Raw genomic sequence first — 2,273 nt, forward strand, 5'->3', positions numbered from 1 at the left:
GCGTCCGTCACCGCTGTCTCAGAAGGCTGCTCCAGGATGACATGTGCGTTCGTACCACTGACGCCGAAGGACGAGACGCCGACCCGTCGCGGTTCGCCCGTCTCGGGCCATTCACGCGGCTCGGTCAGCAGCTGGACGTCCCCGGACTCCCAGTCGACCTGTGGCGTCGGCTCGTCCACGTGCAGCGTCTGCGGCAGCACACCGTGCCGCATCGCCATCACCATCTTGATGATCCCGGCCACACCAGCCGCGGCCTGCGTGTGTCCGAGGTTCGACTTCAGCGACCCCAGCCACAGCGGCCGCCCTTCCGGCCGCTCCTGCCCGTACGTCGCCAGCAGGGCCTGCGCCTCGATCGGGTCACCCAGCGTCGTACCCGTACCGTGCGCCTCCACGGCGTCCACTTGGGAGGCCGACAGGCCGGAGTCGGCAAGAGCCTGCCGGATCACCCGCTGCTGGGACGGACCGTTCGGCGCCGTCAGACCGTTCGACGCTCCGTCCTGGTTCACGGCTGACCCCCGCACGAGAGCGAGCACAGGGTGACCGTTACGCCGCGCGTCGGAGAGCCGCTCAACCAGCAGCATGCCCACGCCCTCGGACCACCCGGTGCCGTCCGCACTCGCGGAGAAGGACTTGCACCGGCCATCCGAAGCCAGGCCGCCCTGACGGCTGAATTCGATGAAGGCGCCCGGAGTGGACATCACCGTCACGCCCCCGGCCAGCGCCATCGTGCACTCGCCGGACCTCAGGGCCTGAGCGGCCAGGTGCAGGGCGACCAACGATGACGAGCAAGCCGTGTCGATGGTCATGGTCGGCCCCTCGAGACCGAAGGTGTACGCCACCCGTCCCGACAGGACACTGCCCGAGGTGCCGATGCCCAGGAATCCGTCAACGCCTTCCGGCACGGAGGCGGTCTGCGATGCGTAGTCGTGGTACATCATGCCCGCATACACACCGGTCCGGCTCCCGCGCAGTGTGCCCGGGTCGATGCCCGCACGCTCGAACGCCTCCCAGGTGGCCTCCAGCAGCAGGCGCTGCTGTGGGTCCATCGCCAGCGCCTCGTGGGGGGAGATGCCGAAGAACGCCGGGTCGAACTGCCCCGCGTCGTACAGGAAGCCGCCCTCCGCGGTGTACGAGGCAGTCCGGTTGTCCGGGTCGGGGTCGTAGACGCCGTTCAGGTCCCACCCCCGGTCCGTGGGAAACGGTGCGACGCCGTCGCCTCCACCGATCGTCAACTGCCAGAGATCCTCGGGACTGAGGACGCCGCCGGGGTACCGGCAACTCATGCCGACGATCGCGATGGGATCGTCGTCCAGGGCGTGGCCGACAGCAGCAACATTCCGGCTCAGCTCGTCCTGGCCGCCTACGAGCTCGTCGTGGATGTACTCGGCGAGCGACTCCGGAGTGGGGTAGTCGAAGATCAGCGTGGCGGGCAGACGGAGTCCGGTCACCTCGTTCAAACGGTTTCGGAGCTCGACGGCAGTCAGCGAGTCGAAGCCCAGCTCCTTGAACGCTTGCCCGGAGGTGACCGAGTCCCCTGACGCATGCCCGAGTACGAGTGCGACTTCACCTCGCACGAGGTCCAGGAACAGTCGGACTCGTTCTGCCTCCTCCATGCCTCGCAGACGGTCGGCAAGAACCGATTCGACCGCCCCGGACTTCGCGACGCGGCGTCCCGACACGCGTACGAGGCCTTGCAGCAGCGGGGCCACACCGTTGGAGGCAGCGCCCTGGCGCAGGACCGGGAGATCGAGACGTAGCGGAAGAACCGCAGCCTGCCCGGTCGTCTCTGCGGCGTCGAACAGGGCGACACCCTGATCGGCCGTAAGTGCAGGCAGGCCGGCGCGGGCCATGCGCTGAAGGTCGGCGGCGTCGAGACGCCCGAGCATCCCGCCTTCCGCCCAGGGCCCCCAGCCCAGCGACAGACCCACCAGCCCATCAGCCCGCCGAACCTCGGCCAACGCATCAACAAACGCGTTCGCCGCCGCATAATTCGCCTGCCCCGACGACCCCAGCGTCGCCGCAGCAGAAGAGAACAGCGTGAACATCGACAGATCCATGTCGCGCGTCAACTCATGCAGATTCCACGCCGCATCAACCTTCGGCCGCAACACCGCCGACAACCGCTCCGACGTCAGCGACGACACCACACCGTCATCCAAGACGCCGGCGGTATGCACCACACCCGTCAGCGGGTGCCCGGCCTCCACACCGTCCAACACCCCCGCCAACGCCACACGATCAGCCACATCACACGCCACGAACCGAGCCCGCGC

At 68.4% G+C, this 2,273-nt stretch carries 1 protein-coding gene; it reads right to left on the bottom strand.

Annotation, left to right across the window (positions count from 1 at the left end):
• Nucleotides 1-2,273, bottom strand: a 2,273-nt coding sequence (locus B9S57_RS22910) for a type I polyketide synthase (protein WP_146057791.1), incomplete at both ends; no start/stop codon positions are given.

The organism is Streptomyces sp. SM10, assembly GCF_002910915.1.
Taxonomy (GTDB): Bacteria; Actinomycetota; Actinomycetes; order Streptomycetales; family Streptomycetaceae; genus Streptomyces.